Genomic DNA, 16,251 nt, shown 5'->3' with positions numbered 1-16,251 from the left:
GGGCTGTGCTGGCATTTATTCACACAATGAGAGCCGAATTCATGTCCCTATCAATCAACCCAATACCCTCTGCATCACTGCCATCGGGAATCGCCTATCCGACGCCGAGCACTCAAACGCAGACGCCACCCGCAGTCCCGCCAACAGCCAATCCCGTCCAACCCGACGAAACAGCACTGCTCAAGGCCTACCTCGAGGCCGCACAGCGCAAGGTCTTACAGGGCAATGCCGGGCTTATAACCGTCCCGCCCCAAAGTACCCTGGGTCAATGGCTTGGGCTGTATCGCAGGCTTTTGGAAAACTCCGTTGTCCAGAGCTGGCTGCGCGCACAACACTTCGCTGCGGACACCCTGCTTTCAATCAACCCCTCTACCGGTACCTTGTCGGCCGAGGTCGAGGGCAAAACCAAAACCTTTCAACTGTCGGATACATCAGGCTGGGGGCAAATTTCAGGGCCATTGCTGGACGCCGCAAAAGTTATCGCCCCTGGCAATAACGGTGATTTGCGTGTGAGGCTGCGCGAGGACTCCATACAGGTCAGCGCAAAAGTGGTGGCCAACTTTGAAGGCGTTACCCTGCCGCAAACACTGACACAGGCCCGTGCGCAAATCAGGCACCTGGAACATAAAGACACCTTCGACCCTATCCCCGCCGATGACCGCCTGCGCCCTGCCAGCAGCCGCTCGGCACAGGCGCTGCTAGTGCAACAACACAACGCCGCCAGGTACTACAGCACCGCACCACAGGCCTTGGCTTACAAGCGCCTGGCGGTTGACGTGGCCAACAATCTGCCCAATACGCGGGCAGAAGCCAAGAAGTGGGCGGATGACCTGCTGCTCAAACTCACGGGCAAACCTATCGACTCCGACACCGTCTACTTGAATCGCTTCAAAGGTGGCGAAAGCGCGGACACGGCGACCGGCTGGGAACACACATTCCAGGAGCCCTGGTCTTCGCTGCGCTTGCCCGACTCCCTGCTGAAAAACTTCTCCGAGCACGACTGGGTGCCTGGCAACCTGGACCTCGACGCGGGTTTGTATACCCAGCCTGCCGGGCAAAGCGAAAACGGCGGCTACGGAAAACACAATCAAATCGACCTCAAGCCGTCCCAAGTGATGCACGAAAGCTGGAAAACCGACTTTCAGGCCCAGATGACCCAGAAATTCGACGCGTTCTGGAGCGCGCATACCGATGACTACCAGACGGTAATCAAGGGCGAGTTCGTTTCCCAGGCCCGGGAACAACTGAAGAACGCCGAAGCCGGGTCACCTGCTGAGCGAGCGTTACAAGCCCCCGAACATCAGTTCACCCGTGACGACTACAGCCTGGTAATGGCAGCGGCGAACAATATTCCACTCGACGAAACCCCCCCCCTGAGCCTTGAACAGCTGCAGGCTAAAGCGCCAGTAAACAGCACCCCCCAAGTCCATGCCCTTGATATCCACGGCTTTATATCCAGCGACATTCTTCGATTCAGCAACGACGACGCTGGCCGGCAAGTGCTTTACCTACCTGGAGCCAAACCAGCATTTCTGCGCTTCGACTGCTTGGACAAGCTCAATCAATGGGTGATTGATCAGACCAAGGACCCGAAAAAAAGCCAGTCGCTGCTCGCGCACTTTTCGCTGGCTGATCGTCAGAACCGTAAGCCTGGCGTTCTCATACAACTGGCAAGCGGGTTCGTACCGGGCGGGAGCTTTACAGGTATTGGCGACACGCAAGATGGCCTGGACGCCCTCTTCAAGAAAATGGCCGCCGGCGCTCTGAAAACACCGCTGAATAAAAGCAGTCAGTCAAAGATCGAGGGGGACGTGTTTTCCACCCTGGCAACCGCTGCCAAACAGCGCATGACGAGTGATACCGACGTTGTCGTCAAATCCAACAGCGAAGTGACGCGGGATACCTGGCTCAACGACATTACCGTGGCCGCGGGGTTACTGGCCAAGCTTGCCCCCATCGCGGCACCGGTCACCGGCGCCGCAGTAATTGCCGGGTTGACCGAATTGGGGTTGGGGTTCGAACAATCCGCGTCCGGAGACACCGAGGCGGAACGCGACAACGGGGCCTCCCGAGCACTCGATGGTGTGCTGAACACATTATTTTCCATCGGGGCGAGTACCGTCCCTGAAGATCCTTTTGCACTGCCGCCGAAGAAAGAACTGCCGGTGAGAAACCCGCTTGTTCAACCACAAGTCACCGAAATTGAAGAACCAAAACCCGGGCCATCCAGCGGTACTCAGGTGGTCAACGACGCGGGGGCTGCGGCGCCAAAATCCCGCCCCCTACTGCCGATGGCGCCCTATGCTGTCCCCGAGGGTGAACAGTTGATAAAGGATGCGCCCCGCGACGCGCTGGGTGTCTACCGAATATCCGACAGCCAGGGAGCACTGCGCCAATTCGTGCGCCTTACCGATGAGACGGGGGCGAGCAAGGTATTTGAGATATCGGGGCGTTACCGCACCGGCGATGTGTTTGCCCGAGTCATCAACCCTGATAACGGCGCGGGACTGATGATCATCACACCCGGGCGTGATGGAGAGTGGGCCCGTGCCCCGGGCGATGGCGGGGTGAGGTGGCAGTGGCCGTGGCCGCGAACTGAGTCCCCGACACTCAGTAACGATATAAAAACCCCTGCACAGGTATCGGATAATTTTATTGAGTTAGACGGTACCAAAATGAAAGGCGCTGACATATTCGACAAGTATTTCAACGTTGAAGAGCAAGCGAACTATAAATATGGCATCAGCGTCGAGGAGGAGAACGGTGTTTTAAAGAATCGCCCTGTCTTTTCTTGGACAGCCGACAGCGGGGATTTCACGGTATCCGCATCGGAAAGAGCCTCCTCATCCCCGTTCGGTACCAGCAATTACTCCGAACAATTTATCAAAGACATCAACCGAGACCCTTACACAATAAGGCGCCCTGGCCGGGAGAACGTTGAAATCGACATATCTCGGCAGATAGCAGGAATGACTATCCCCAATAACTTAGAAGAGCCGATTCGTGAGGGTCTTATAAGGGACGGGATCGATAAATTTGAGCACATCGTGCCCGATCCTGACATGCGAGCGGCCATTTCAGAGGTTGCTCATCAAGGCTCTTCCGCTCCTGTGTGGTTTGAATTGCAGCCTCCACGAGTGAAGCCCGGCTTTAGCAGCGGCGTTGGCGACAGGCAGTACTTCATCGACTACAACCCTTTAAAAAACGAGACCGAGGTCATAATAACCACCCAATGGCGACTGAAATATGCGGTTAGAGGTGAGTCCACCCTCGCCGATGACGTGAACATAACAGCCACTCGAACTTTCACCCTTCGTAAAAGTAATGAAATAGACGGCCCGCCCGTTACAATCGACAAATCGGCTCCCATCCGGATAGAAGTCTCCCCCCGCATAAACGTATCCCCTACCTAAGCCAGCTGAACGGCGGTAACCTCGGTCACCGCCGTTTTCGTTTGGGCAGCTTTAATATGCCCGCCATTTCAGGGGTCTTTATGCAAAGAATCGCCGTCAAGCCACTGCTCCTCGCCGCAAGCCTTGCGGCCTTTATGCCGATGGCCCAGGCCGCCACGACCCTGGTCTACTGCTCCGAAGCCAGCCCCGCCGGCTTCGATCCCAGCCAATACACCAGCGGTACCGACTTCGATGCGTCCGCCGAAACTGTGTTCAACCGCCTGACCCAGTTCAAGCGCGGCGGCACCGAGGTCGAACCTGGTCTGGCGACGAGCTGGGATGTTTCGAAGGATGGCCTGACGTACACCTTTCACCTACGTGAAGGCGTCAAGTTCCACACCACCGACTTCTTCACTCCGACCCGCGATTTCAACGCCGATGACGTGCTGTTCACTTTTAATCGCCTGCTCGATGCCCAGAGCCCGTTTCGCAAGGCCTACCCCTCCGAGTCGCCCTACTTCACCGACATGGGCTTGAACACCACGATCAAGAGCGTCGAAAAACTCGACGAGCACAGCGTGCGGTTCAACCTGAACACGGTCGATGCTTCGTTCGTGCAAAACCTGGCCATGAGTTTCGCCTCGGTGCAATCGGCCGAATACGCCGCCCAACTGTTGAAAGAAGGCAAGGCCGAACAGATCAATCAGCAACCGGTCGGTACCGGGCCGTTTGTGTTCAAGCGCTATCAGAAGGACTCGCAGATCCGCTACGTGGCCAATAAACAGTATTGGAAACCCGAGGACGTGAAGCTCGACAACCTGGTGTTCGCCATCACCCCGGACGCCGCCGCACGCCTGCAAAAACTCAAGGCGGGCGAATGCCAGGTCAGCGGTTACCCGCGCCCTGCCGATATCGAGGTCATGAAACAAGACCCCAACCTGCGCGTGTTGCAACAAGCAGGCTTCAACCTGGGGTTTTTGGCCTATAACGTGACTCACCCGCCGCTGGATCAACTCAAGGTGCGCCAGGCCCTGGACATGGCCATCGACAAGCCCGCGATCATCAAGGCCGTGTACCAGGGCGCCGGGCAATTGGCGCAGAACGCACTGCCTCCCGCGCAGTGGTCTTATGACCCGAACATCCAGGACGCCCCCTACGACCCGACCAAGGCACGGTTGCTACTAAAAGAAGCAGGGGTTGCACCAGGTACCACCATCAACCTGTGGGCAATGACCGTTCAACGCGCCTCGAACCCGAATGCGCGGATGTCCGCACAAATGATTCAACAGGATTGGGCCAAGGTGGGCATCAAGGCCAACATCGTCAGCTATGAGTGGGGCGAATACATCAAGCGCGCCAAAAATGGCGAACACGATGCAATGATTTATGGCTGGACCGGCGACAACGGCGACCCCGATAACTGGCTGGGCGTGCTCTACAGTTGTGCCGCAGTCAAGGGCAGCAACTACGCCAAATGGTGTAACCCGGCCTACGACAAGCTGGTGCAGCAGGCCAAGGTCAGCAGCGACCGCGAGCAGCGCATCAAGTGGTATCAACAGGCACAGAAAATCCTTAAGGAACAAGTACCTATAACGCCTATTGCAAACTCGACGGTTTTCCAGCCTATGCGCAAGCAAGTGCAGGACTTCAAGATCAGCCCGTTTGGGCTAACGCCGTTCTACGGTGTGGGTCTAGATAAGTAACAGCCGCGCCCCAACCGAGTGCGCTAGACGCCTCGGCTGGGCTTTTTTGGTGCGCCATTTGCACCGAAAAAACCCTCCAAACAAGCACTTTTGTGTCGAAACTTTCATAATTGCGACATTCCTGTACGTTCGTACCACAGTTTTCCCTTTGCAACCGCTCTGCATCTTGCATTGGGTATGGCGCCTGCATAAGTATCCGCAGGCCGACTCACGAGGTCGCCCTCACCACCAAAAATGACAACAAATCATGAGGCCAACATGCTTAAACACGCAGTCCTTCCGTTATTAGTGAGCGCTGGCCTTATGGCCGCAGCCCCCGTAGCCCTCGCGGCAACTAACCTGGTGTTCTGCTCCGAAGGGAGCCCGGCCGGTTTCGACCCAGGCCAGTACACCACCGGAACAGACTTCGATGCCTCGGCCGAAACCATGTTCAACCGCCTGAGCCAGTTCGAACGTGGCGGCACCGCTGTAGTTCCTGGCCTGGCCACCAGCTGGGACGTTTCCCCGGATGGCCTGACGTATACCTTCCACCTTCGCGAAGGCGTCAAGTTCCACACCACCCCGTACTTCAAGCCTACTCGTGAATTCTCGGCTGACGACGTACTGTTCACCTTCAACCGGATGATCAATAAAGACGATCCATTCCGTAAGGCCTACCCCACCGAGTTCCCGTACTTCACGGACATGGGGATGGACACCAACATCAAGAACATCGAAAAAATCGATGACCACACCGTCAAGTTCACCCTTGGCACCGTGGACGCCGCGTTCATCCAGAACCTGGCCATGAGCTTCGCCTCGATCCAGTCCGCCGAATACGCTGCGCAGTTGTTGAAGGAAGGCAAGCCTGCCGACATCAACCAGAAGCCGGTCGGCACTGGCCCGTTCGTGTTCAAGAGCTACCAGAAAGACTCGAACATTCGCTACACCGGCAACAAGGACTACTGGAAACCTGAAGACGTGAAGATCGATAACCTGATCTTCGCTATCACCACCGACCCGTCGGTGCGTATCCAGAAACTCAAGAAAAACGAATGCCAGATCACCCTGTTCCCACGTCCGGCCGACCTCAAGGCGCTGGGTGAGGACAAGGACCTGAAACTGCCGCACCAGGCCGGTTTCAACTTGGGCTACATCGCCTATAACGTCATGCCTGTACTCAAGGGCCAGACCGCCGCGAACCCGCTGGCTGACCTGCGCGTCCGTGAAGCCCTGGACATGTCGGTGAACAAGCAGCAGATCATCGACTCCGTGTACCAGGGTGCCGGCCAACTGGCGGTCAACGCCATGCCGCCGACCCAGTGGTCCTATGACACCACCATCAAGGATGCCAAGTACGATCCTGCCAAGGCCAAGGAATTGCTCAAGGCCGCTGGCGTCAAGGAAGGCACCGAGATCACCCTGTGGGCCATGCCGGTCCAGCGCCCCTACAACCCCAACGCCAAATTGATGGCCGAGATGCTGCAGAACGACTGGAAACAGATCGGCCTGAAGGTCAACATCGTCAGCTACGAGTGGGGCGAGTACATCAAGCGCTCCAAAGGCGGCGAGAACCAGGCCATGATCATTGGCTGGAGCGGCGACAATGGTGACCCGGACAACTGGCTGAACGTGCTGTTCGGCTGCGACTCGCTGTCGGGCAACAACTTCTCCAAATGGTGCGACAAGAAATTCGACGGCATCGTTAAAGAAGCCAAGGCCACATCGGATGTCGCCAAACGCACCGAGCTGTATAAGCAGGCGCAACATATCCTCAAAGATGCAGTCCCGATGACACCTATCGCGCACTCGACGGTGTATCAACCCATGCGTAATACCGTGCAGGATTTCAAGATCAGCCCGTTTGGCTTGAACTCCTTCTACGGCGTTAGCGTCAGCGGCAAGTAAGGATCAATAACGGCGACGTTTCATAACGTCGCCGTTATTCCATCCGCCTGGACCTTAGGAAACAGACTACGTTTGCAAGCGTTGCCGTCTTACAGCAATGAACTGCGACCCGTGCCTCCGTTGCCTACAAGGTCAGTCAGAATTGACGCATTTACTGCAAGGTCAACGCCCCATAAGGTCGTAGGACAGCAGCGGCATCATTCTGGGGAAGGGCACTTGCTGTGTGTGGGATCAGTGAGGTTTGCCTGGCTTTACGCCAGAAGCAAGGCTCGCTGTTGATAACTACAAACAAGGACGGGGATCGTCATGCGCCATACAACCGTTGTATCCGCTCTGTTTGCCACCAGCCTGCTGGCCGTGGCCACGATGGGCCAAGCCGCCGAAAAGAAGAGCCTGGTGTTCTGCTCCGAAGGCAGCCCGGCAGGGTTTGACACTGCGCAATACACCACCGCCACCGACAACGATGCGGCGGAGCCTTTGTATAACCGTTTGGTGGAGTTCGAAAAAGGCGCCACCGACGTCGTCCCTGGGCTGGCAACCAAGTGGGATATCTCCCCGGATGGCCTGACCTACACCTTCCACCTGCGTGAAGGGGTGAAGTTCCACAGCAACAAGGAATTCAAGCCGACGCGCGACTTCAACGCCGACGACGTGCTGTTCACCTTCAACCGCATGCTTGACCCCGACCACCCGTTTCGCAAGGCCTACCCTACCGAGTTTCCGTACTTCAACGGGATGAGCCTGAACAAGAACATCGCCAAGGTCGAGAAAACAGGCCCCTACACCGTGGTGATGACCCTGAACACGGTGGACGCTGCGTTCGTGCAGAACATCGCCATGAGCTTTGCCGCGATCCTTTCGGCCGAATACGCCGAGCAGTTGCTCAAGCAAGGCCGGCCCAGCGACATCAACCAGAAGCCGATCGGCACTGGCCCGTTCGTGTTCCAGCGTTACCAGAAAGACTCGCAGATCCGCTACGTGGGCAACAAACAGTACTGGGACCCGAGCCGCGTCAAGCTGGACCAACTGATCTTCGCCATCAACACCGACGCCTCGGTACGCGTGCAAAAACTCAAGGCCGGCGAATGCCAGGTAACCCTGCATCCACGCCCCGCCGATGTCGACGCCCTCAAGGCCGACCCGAACCTGCAACTGCTGACCAAGCCGGGCTTTAACCTCGGCTATATCTCCTACAACGTACGCCACAAGCCGTTCGATCAGCTTGAAGTACGCCAGGCGCTGGACATGGCGGTGAACAAGCAGAGCATCCTCAACGCCGTGTACCAGGGCGCCGGGCAACTGGCGGTCAACGCCATGCCGCCGACGCAGTGGTCTTACGACGACAGCATCAAGGACGCCGCCTACAACCCGGAAAAAGCCAAGGAGTTGCTCAAGGCCGCCGGCGTCAAGGAAGGCACCGAGATCACCTTGTGGGCCATGCCGGTACAGCGCCCGTACAACCCCAACGCCAAGCTGATGGCCGAGATGCTGCAGAACGACTGGGCCAAGATCGGCCTCAAGGTCAAGATCGTCAGCTATGAGTGGGGCGAGTACATCAAGCGCACCAAGAACGGTGAGCACGATGTCAGCCTGATCGGCTGGACCGGCGACAATGGTGACCCGGACAACTGGCTCGGCACCCTCTACAGCTGCGACGCCATCGGCGGGAACAACTACTCCATGTGGTGCGACCCGGCGTACGACAAGCTGATCAAGCAAGCCAAGGTCGTGACCGACCGCGAACAAAGGACTGTTCTGTACAAACAGGCGCAGCAACTGCTCAAGCAGCAGGTGCCGATCACGCCCATCGCCCACTCGACGGTCAACCAGCCGTTAAGCGCCAAAGTCGAAGGCTTCAAGGTAAGCCCCTTCGGCCGCAACGTGTTCTCGGGCGTCAGCATCAACCCATAAGACAATAACCGGATGGCGGGGAGCGAAATCGGCTTCCCGGCAAACGTGCAGGCTTTTGTTGGGAAATTTCCTACGCCAAACGTTTGCATTAGCTTGAACGAGTTCCACACCCAATAGCCGGATCACCCAAAAAGACCGGCATTAAAAAAGAGAACCAAAGGAGCTTCACCCATGAAACTGAGCAGCAAAGCGCTTCTGGCCTTGGCCATCAGCAGCATCACGGCCACCGCCTACGCTGAAACGCAAAGCCAGGACTTCGTTCCTACCACCCTGGCCGGCACCAGCGCCCAAAGCGAGGCCAAAGGCTTTATCGAAGATTTCAGCCTGGGCGGCACCACGCGTAACTGGTACTCCCATGAAAGCAAATACCGTGGGGGCACCTTCTCGTACCAGAAGCACGGCCAGACCCTGACCGATCGCAACCGTACCAACTGGGTGCAAGGCACCATCCTCAACGCCAGCTCGGGTTTCACCCAGGGCACCGTTGGGGTCAAGACTGAAGTGGCGGTGTACAACGCCCTGGTGCTGGATCGCAGCAAGCGTGATATCAAAGGCGGCTCCAACCGTACCCTGGCCGACTCCAACGGCGACGCCGTCGACCAGTGGAGCAAACTGGGCCTGGCCAACGTGCAGTTCCGTGTGTCCAACACCACACTGACCGCCGGTCGCCAGAACTTCAGCAGCGGCATCGTCGACACCATCGGCAACCGTGCCCTGCCTTCCAGCTTCCAGGGTGTGAGCTTCAACAGCGAAGAATTCAGCAACCTGTCGTTCCAGGGTGGCGTGTTTGACCGCGTTTCGCCACGTAGCGAGCAGAGCCTGTCGAAATTCCGCAGCGAATACGGCAATGGCGCAGAAACCGACAAAGTGTCGACCCTGGGTGTGAACTACCAGCCACTGAAAAGCCTGAAGACCAGCTTCTTCGCCGCCAACGTGAAGGACTTCTGGAACCAGTACTACTTCGGCGCCACCCACGAACTGGGCGACGCGCAGCAGTTGGGCCTGACCACCGGCTTCAACTACTACAAGACTGTCGACGAAGGCAAAAAAGAGATGGGGGAAATCGACAACGATACCTTCTCCCTCTCCCTGGGCCTGACTCACCAGGCACACAGCCTGACCTTCGGCTACCAGCAAGTGAACGGTAACGAGTACTTCGACTACCTGCACGAAACCAACGGTATCTACCTGGCCAACTCCCTGACGTCTGACTTCAACGGCCCGAACGAGAAATCCTTCCAGATCGCCTATGCCATCAACATGGCTGAATACGGCGTACCTGGCCTGAAGTTCAACGCCTACTCGGCACGCGGCTGGGGCATCGACGGTACCCACTACACCGGCAACAACGGCCGGGCCAAGTTTGCCTATGACGGCATCCAGTCCCAGGACGGCGAGAAGCACCAGGAATACGGTGTCGGCGCCTCTTACGCACTGCAGAGCGGCCCCCTCAAAGCCACCACCGTGCGCGCAACCTATGTTGAGCACCGTGGCAGCGAGTTCCAGTCCGACGGCAGCATCAAAGAGTTCCGTCTGGTTACCACCATCCCGTTCAACATCCTTTAATTAGTGCCAGGCAGGCGGCGAGCTCAGGACGAGCCCGCCGCCTACGCTTTTCTGGCTCCATCGATTGCAGAGGGCTCTGAATGAAAATGCTCCCACTACAAGCCGCCATGGCCGCTGCGCTGTTGAGCGTGGCGATCGGCGTTTCGGCCAAACCGCTGGTGGTCTGCACCGAAGCCAGCCCGGAAGGTTTCGACCCGGTCCTGTACACCACCGCCGTGACCGCTGACGCCGCCGCTGAAACCATGTTCAACCGTCTGGTGGACTTCAAGCCCGGCACCACAGAAGTGGTGCCTGCCCTGGCCAAAGACCTGCCGGAAATCAGCGCCGATGGCCTGACCTATACGTTCCACCTGCGTGACGACATCAAGTTCCACACCACCGACTATTTCAAACCCACGCGCAACCTGAATGCCGATGATGTGCTTTGGAGCTTTCAGCGTCAGCTGGACCCGAATCATCCGTGGCATAAAAAGTCCGCTGTGGGTTACCCGTATTTCGAAAGCATGGGCTTTAAAGAACTGCTCAAGAGCGTAGAGAAGACCGACGACCACACCGTCGTGTTCACCCTGACCCGTCCTGAAGCCCCCTTCCTGGCCGACCTGGCCATGGCGTTTTCCTCGATTCACTCAGCCGAATATGCCGACCAATTGCTCAAGTCCGGCAAGACCGATGATCTGAACGCCAAGCCAATCGGCACCGGGCCGTTCATCTTCAACCGCTACGCAAAAGACGCGCAGGTGCGTTTCAAGGCCAACCCGGAGTACTTCCGTGGCAAGCCGCCGGCCGACCCGCTTATTTTGGCAATCACCACCGATAGCAATGTGCGCCTGCAAAAGCTCAAGGCCAACGAATGCCAGATCGCGCTGTATCCCAAGCCCGATGATGTACCCAGCGCCAAGGCTGATCCCAACCTGAAAGTGGCGGAACTAGCGGCGATGACCACCAGCTACACCGCCATGAATACCACCCACAAGTACATGAGCGATGCGCGGGTACGTCACGCGATCAATATTGCCTTCGATAAAAAGGGCTACAACGAATCGCTGTACGGCAAAGGCAACGCCGTCGATGCCACCGGGCCGTACCCGCCGACCCTGCTGGGCTTCAGTGACAAGCTGAAAAACCCAGTTCGCGACCTGGACAAGGCGCGCGCCCTTCTCAAGGAAGCCGGCGTGCCGGAAGGCACCGAATTCACCCTGTTCACCCGCAACGGCGGCGGCCCGACCAACCCTAACCCGATGCTCGGCGCCCAGCGCATGCAAGCGGATCTGGCCCAGATCGGCCTGAAGGTCAATATCAAGGTCATGGAATGGGGCGAAATGCTCAAGCGCGCCAAAGCTGGCGAGCACGACATGGTTTCTGCCGGTTGGGCCGGGGATAACGGCGACCCGGATAACTTCCTCACCCCTAACCTGAGTTGCGATGCAGCGAAAAACGGCGAAAACTACGCCCGCTGGTGTAACAAAGAGTTTCAAGACTTGATCGACAAGGCCCGCGCCGACGCTGAACCCGCCGAGCGCGCTGCACTCTATGAACAAGCTTTGGCCGTTTTCGAGAAGGACCAGCCGTGGATTCCCATGGCCTACCCGAAAATGTTTACCGCCATGCGCAAGAACGTCGAGGGTTATACCCAAAGCCCTCTGACCACCAATAACTTCGCCACCACCCAGGTGAAGTAAATAAGAAAAACGCTCGGCACCGTCGACACTGACGGTGCCGGACCTGCCTAACCGGCTGATTGAGGTACACACCAAGATGTTTAGTTTTATTGCCCGCCGACTGGGGTTATTGATCCCCACGTTCTTCGGCATCACGTTGCTGACCTTTGCGTTGATTCGCATGATTCCAGGCGACCCCGTAGAAGTCATGATGGGCGAGCGACGGGTTGACCCCGAAATGCACGCACAGGCAATGGAGCGCCTTGGCCTTAACAAGCCGCTGTATGCGCAATACTTGGACTATGTCGGCAAGCTCGCCCAGGGCGACCTTGGCGAATCGCTGCGCACGCGCACCAGCGTGTGGACCGAGTTCACCGCCCTCTTCCCCGCGACCCTGGAACTGTCCATGGCCGCGCTGTTGTTCGCCGGTATCCTGGGCCTGTTGGCCGGGGTGATCGCGGCACTCAAGCGAGGATCCCTGTTCGACCATGGGGTGATGGGCATCTCCCTGGCGGGGTACTCGATGCCGATCTTCTGGTGGGGCCTGATCCTGATCATGTTCTTCTCGGTGAGCCTGGGCTGGACCCCGGTATCCGGGCGTATCGACCTGCTCTATGACATCGAGCCACGCACCGGTTTCATGCTGATCGACACCTTGCTGGCTGACGAGCCGGACGCGTTCTGGGATGCGTTGCACCACCTGATCCTGCCGGCCATCGTGCTCGGCACCATCCCGCTGGCGGTGATCGCGCGCATGACCCGTTCGTCGATGCTCGAAGTGCTGCGTGAGGACTACATCCGCACCGCCAAGGCCAAGGGCCTGTCGCCGGCTCGCGTGGTGTTCGTGCACGGCCTGCGCAACGCGCTGATCCCGGTACTCACCGTGGTCGGCTTGCAAGTCGGCACACTGCTGGCCGGTGCGGTACTGACCGAAACCATCTTCTCGTGGCCCGGCATCGGCAAATGGCTGATCGAAGCCATTGGCGCGCGGGACTACCCGGTGGTGCAAAACGGCATTCTGCTGATCGCCTGCCTGGTGATCCTGGTGAACTTCGTGGTGGATATCCTCTACGGCTTCGCCAACCCACGCATCCGTCACCAGCGCTGAGATCATGACCATGACCACACCTACTCAAGTGTCAGCAGTCGATCAGAGCCTGCTGTACCCGTCCCCGTACAAAGAATTCTGGCAAGCCTTCTCCAAGAACAAAGGCGCGGTTGCCGGCCTGCTGTTCATGTTGCTGATCGTGTTCTGCGCGATCTTCGCCCCGTGGGTTGCCCCGCATAACCCCAGCGAGCAATACCGCGACTTCCTGCTGACGCCGCCGGCGTGGCTGGAAGGCGGGCAGATGCAGTTCCTGCTGGGCACCGACGAACTGGGCCGTGACTTGCTCTCGCGCCTGATCCAGGGCTCGCGCCTGTCGTTGCTGATCGGCTTGTCGTCGGTGGTGATGTCGCTGATCCCGGGCATCCTGCTGGGCCTGTTCGCCGGGTTCTTCCCGCGCTTGCTGGGCCCGACCATCATGCGCCTGATGGATATCATGCTGGCCCTGCCGTCGCTGCTGCTGGCCGTGGCGATTGTCGCCATCCTCGGCCCTGGCCTGATCAACACCGTGATCGCCATCGCCATCGTGTCGCTGCCGTCCTATGTGCGCCTGACCCGCGCCGCCGTAATGGGCGAACTGAACCGCGACTACGTGACTGCCGCCCGCCTCGCTGGCGCCGGCCTGCCACGCCTGATGTTCATCACCGTGCTGCCTAACTGCATGGCGCCGCTGATCGTACAGGCGACCTTGAGCTTTTCCTCGGCGATTCTCGATGCCGCGGCCCTGGGCTTCCTCGGCCTTGGCGTACAACCGCCAACCCCTGAGTGGGGCACCATGCTGGCTTCGGCCCGAGACTACATCGAACGCGCCTGGTGGGTCGTGAGCCTGCCTGGCTTGACCATTTTGCTCAGCGTGCTGGCAATCAACTTGATGGGTGACGGCCTGCGCGACGCGCTGGACCCGAAACTCAAGAACGCCGCCTGAGGAGATTCCCATGTCACTATTAGAAATCAAGAATCTCAACGTGCGCTTCGGCGACAAGACCGCCGTGCCGGTGGTCGATGGCCTCGACATTTCGGTCGACAAAGGCGAAGTACTGGCGATCGTTGGCGAGTCGGGCTCGGGTAAATCCGTGACCATGATGGCGCTGATGGGCCTGATCGAGCATCCCGGCATCGTCACCGCCGACGCCCTGAGCTTCGACGGCAAGGACATGCTCAAGTTGAGCAACCGCCAGCGCCGTCAGATCGTCGGCAAAGACCTGGCGATGGTGTTCCAGGACCCGATGACCGCGCTGAACCCCAGCTACACCGTGGGTTTCCAGATTGAAGAAGTGCTGCGCCTGCATTTGAAAATGTCGGGCAAACAAGCACGCAAACGCGCCATTGAGCTGCTGGAAAAAGTCGAAATCCCAGGCGCCGCCAGCCGTATGGACGCCTACCCGCATCAACTGTCCGGCGGCATGAGCCAACGTGTTGCAATCGCCATGGCGATTGCTGGCGAACCGAAACTGCTGATCGCCGATGAACCGACCACTGCACTGGACGTGACCATCCAGGCGCAGATCATGGAACTGCTGCTGGCCCTGCAAAAAGAGCAGAACATGGGCCTGGTGCTGATCACCCACGACCTTGCGGTAGTGGCTGAGACCGCCCAGCGCGTATGCGTGATGTACGCCGGCCAAGCCGTGGAAGTCGGCCAGGTGCCGCAGTTGTTCGACATTCCGGCGCACCCGTACAGCGAAGCGCTGCTCAAGGCGATTCCCGAGCACAGCCTGGGTGCTACGCGCCTGGCCACGCTGCCGGGCATCGTGCCCGGCCGCTATGACCGTCCGCAGGGTTGCCTGCTGTCGCCGCGCTGCCCGTATGTGCAGGACGCCTGCCGCGCCCAGCGCCCGGGCCTTGATCCGAAAAGCAACAGCCTTGCCCGCTGCTTCTACCCGCTGAACCAGGAGGTGGCGTAATGGCCGTCGTACTTACCGCCCGCGACCTCACCCGTCACTACGAAGTGTCCCGTGGCCTGTTCAAGGGCCACGCCACCGTGCGTGCCCTCAATGGTGTGTCTTTTGAGCTGGAAGCCGGCAAGACCCTCGCCGTGGTAGGCGAGTCGGGCTGTGGCAAATCCACCCTGGCCCGTGCCCTGACGCTGATTGAAGAGCCCTCGTCGGGCTCGTTGAAAATCGCCGGGCAAGAAGTGGCCGGCGCCGACAAGGCTCAGCGCAAGCAATTGCGCAAAGACGTGCAGATGGTGTTCCAGAGCCCCTATGCCTCGTTGAACCCACGCCAGAAAGTCGGTGATCAACTGGCCGAACCGCTGCTGATCAACACCAACCTGTCGGCCACTGAGCGCCGCGAGAAAGTGCAGGCGATGATGAAGCAAGTGGGCCTGCGCCCTGAGCATTATCAGCGCTACCCGCACATGTTCTCCGGCGGCCAGCGCCAGCGCATCGCGTTGGCTCGGGCGATGATGTTGCAACCCAAGGTGCTGGTGGCGGACGAACCGACCTCGGCGCTTGACGTGTCGATCCAGGCGCAGGTACTCAACCTGTTCATGGATTTGCAGCAGGAATTCAACACCGCTTACGTGTTCATCTCTCACAACCTGGCGGTGGTGCAGCACGTGGCTGACGATGTGATGGTGATGTACCTCGGCCGCCCGGTTGAGGTGGGCCCCAAGGAAAACATCTACGCTCGCCCCTTGCACCCTTACACCCAGGCGCTGCTGTCGGCCACCCCGACCATTCACCCGGACCCGAGCAAGCCGAAGATCAAGATCGTCGGCGAACTGCCCAACCCGCTGAACCCGCCACCTGGCTGCGCGTTCCACAAGCGCTGCCCGTATGCGACGGAGCGCTGCAGTAGCGAGGAGCCGCTGTTGCGTGCGTTGGATAACCGGCAGGTGGCTTGCCACTACGCGGAGCAATTCGTGGCCTGAAGCAACACAACCGCCCTGTAGGAGCGAGCTTGCTCGCGAAAAACGTCAACGATAACGCGGGTAGTCTGGCTTAACGCGGTGTCCATGGGTTCTTCGCGAGCAAGCTCGCTCCTACAAGGGGCTGCGGTTTAAATGAGTTCCATCGCCCTTCCCG

10 protein-coding genes are annotated in these 16,251 nt (G+C 58.8%); all 10 read left to right on the top strand.

Features of this window, described 5'->3' with window-relative positions; translation table 11 throughout:
• The first annotated feature begins 5 nt into the window (after positions 1-5).
• The 10 genes from A7K61_RS09785 (at position 6) to A7K61_RS09740 (ending at position 16,097) form a co-directional block, all read left to right on the top strand.
• Positions 6-3,413 (top strand): dermonecrotic toxin domain-containing protein, encoded by a 3,408-nt coding sequence (locus tag A7K61_RS09785; protein WP_256557757.1) that lies wholly within the window; start codon positions 6-8, stop codon positions 3,411-3,413.
• Between the two features lie 80 nt (positions 3,414-3,493).
• On the top strand, positions 3,494-5,095 hold the full coding sequence (locus A7K61_RS09780) for an ABC transporter substrate-binding protein (RefSeq protein ID WP_044271574.1): 1,602 nt from the start codon (positions 3,494-3,496) through the stop codon (positions 5,093-5,095).
• A 258-nt stretch (positions 5,096-5,353) separates the two neighbouring features.
• Complete coding sequence (locus A7K61_RS09775; protein WP_034126282.1) at positions 5,354-6,982, top strand: ABC transporter substrate-binding protein; 1,629 nt, start codon at positions 5,354-5,356, stop codon at positions 6,980-6,982.
• A gap of 366 nt (positions 6,983-7,348) precedes the next feature.
• A complete protein-coding gene (locus A7K61_RS09770) occupies positions 7,349-8,893 on the top strand; it encodes an ABC transporter substrate-binding protein (RefSeq protein WP_371914722.1) in 1,545 nt (514 codons plus the stop codon).
• Between the two features lie 171 nt (positions 8,894-9,064).
• Complete coding sequence (locus A7K61_RS09765) at positions 9,065-10,459, top strand: OprD family outer membrane porin (protein ID WP_003188488.1); 1,395 nt, start codon at positions 9,065-9,067, stop codon at positions 10,457-10,459.
• An 80-nt stretch (positions 10,460-10,539) separates the two neighbouring features.
• Positions 10,540-12,138 (top strand): ABC transporter substrate-binding protein, encoded by a 1,599-nt coding sequence (locus A7K61_RS09760; protein WP_044271568.1) that lies wholly within the window; start codon positions 10,540-10,542, stop codon positions 12,136-12,138.
• A gap of 76 nt (positions 12,139-12,214) precedes the next feature.
• The gene (locus A7K61_RS09755) at positions 12,215-13,225 is read left to right on the top strand and encodes an ABC transporter permease subunit (RefSeq protein WP_003171721.1); all 1,011 of its coding nucleotides are present in this window, start codon (positions 12,215-12,217) and stop codon (positions 13,223-13,225) included.
• A 10-nt stretch (positions 13,226-13,235) separates the two neighbouring features.
• Positions 13,236-14,147, top strand: a complete 912-nt coding sequence (locus A7K61_RS09750) for an ABC transporter permease subunit (protein WP_003188486.1) — start codon at positions 13,236-13,238, stop codon at positions 14,145-14,147.
• A gap of 10 nt (positions 14,148-14,157) precedes the next feature.
• Positions 14,158-15,126: an ABC transporter ATP-binding protein gene (locus tag A7K61_RS09745; RefSeq protein WP_069557491.1), complete on the top strand. Its 969-nt coding sequence runs from the start codon at positions 14,158-14,160 to the stop codon at positions 15,124-15,126.
• On the top strand, positions 15,126-16,097 hold the full coding sequence (locus A7K61_RS09740; protein WP_069557490.1) for a peptide ABC transporter ATP-binding protein: 972 nt from the start codon (positions 15,126-15,128) through the stop codon (positions 16,095-16,097). Before A7K61_RS09745 ends, A7K61_RS09740 begins: the two co-directional genes overlap by 1 nt.
• Positions 16,098-16,251: the final 154 nt, after the last annotated feature.

The sequence above is a fragment of the Pseudomonas sp. AP42 genome (genome assembly GCF_001728935.1).
GTDB classification, from domain to species: Bacteria; Pseudomonadota; Gammaproteobacteria; order Pseudomonadales; family Pseudomonadaceae; genus Aquipseudomonas; species Aquipseudomonas lactis.
This window is presented reverse-complemented; position numbering and strand designations above follow the sequence as displayed.

Coding starts and splice junctions, on each gene's coding strand:
- A7K61_RS09740 (WP_069557490.1), top strand. CDS start 15,126: ATGGCCGTCGTACTTACCGCCCGCGACCTCACCCGTCACTACGAAGTG.
- A7K61_RS09775 (WP_034126282.1), top strand. CDS start 5,354: ATGCTTAAACACGCAGTCCTTCCGTTATTAGTGAGCGCTGGCCTTATG.
- A7K61_RS09745 (WP_069557491.1), top strand. CDS start 14,158: ATGTCACTATTAGAAATCAAGAATCTCAACGTGCGCTTCGGCGACAAG.
- A7K61_RS09750 (WP_003188486.1), top strand. CDS start 13,236: ATGACCACACCTACTCAAGTGTCAGCAGTCGATCAGAGCCTGCTGTAC.
- A7K61_RS09770 (WP_371914722.1), top strand. CDS start 7,349: ATGGGCCAAGCCGCCGAAAAGAAGAGCCTGGTGTTCTGCTCCGAAGGC.
- A7K61_RS09780 (WP_044271574.1), top strand. CDS start 3,494: ATGCAAAGAATCGCCGTCAAGCCACTGCTCCTCGCCGCAAGCCTTGCG.
- A7K61_RS09755 (WP_003171721.1), top strand. CDS start 12,215: ATGTTTAGTTTTATTGCCCGCCGACTGGGGTTATTGATCCCCACGTTC.
- A7K61_RS09765 (WP_003188488.1), top strand. CDS start 9,065: ATGAAACTGAGCAGCAAAGCGCTTCTGGCCTTGGCCATCAGCAGCATC.
- A7K61_RS09760 (WP_044271568.1), top strand. CDS start 10,540: ATGAAAATGCTCCCACTACAAGCCGCCATGGCCGCTGCGCTGTTGAGC.